We start from the raw sequence: 420 nt of genomic DNA, 5'->3' as shown, positions 1-420 counted from the left end.
CGCGCCCTCCTCCGTGGTGGCAAGCCGCGTCTCCACGGTGGGGATGCCATAGGCGGCCAACAACTGCTTGGACTCGTGCTCCGTCAGGAGCGTGCGTCCTTGCGCTCGCGCGGCGTCCACCAGTCGCCGCGCCGCGTCCCTCCCGCCCGTGGGCTCCTCGGCCAGCGTCGGCGTCTCGTACAGGCCCGCGAGGTTGTACGAGTAGCGCCACATGTAATTGAAGATGCGCGCGGCCGTGTCGGGATAGCCGAACGTGGGAATGCCCGCGTCGTTGAGGATGCGCTCGCCCGCGACGACCTCCGAGCCGCCCATCCAGCTCGCTAGCACCGGCTTGCCGGAGAGCTTCGCGTAGGGCTTGAGCTGGTCCGCCGTCTGCGTGGGCTCCGTCATGTCCTGCGGCGTGAGGATGACCAGCAGCCC

At 69.5% G+C, this 420-nt stretch carries 1 protein-coding gene; it reads right to left on the bottom strand.

Going from position 1 to position 420, the window contains the following annotated elements; translation table 11 throughout:
• A partial coding sequence (locus tag D7X30_RS41440; protein WP_199724705.1) for an acetate--CoA ligase family protein occupies nucleotides 1-420 on the bottom strand: 420 nt, incomplete at both ends.

Origin of the sequence: Corallococcus sp. AB011P (assembly GCF_003611605.1) — a bacterium.
Taxonomy (GTDB): domain Bacteria; phylum Myxococcota; class Myxococcia; order Myxococcales; family Myxococcaceae; genus Corallococcus; species Corallococcus coralloides.
Note: the sequence above shows the minus strand (reverse complement) of the source record. Positions and strands in the feature narration are given on the sequence as shown.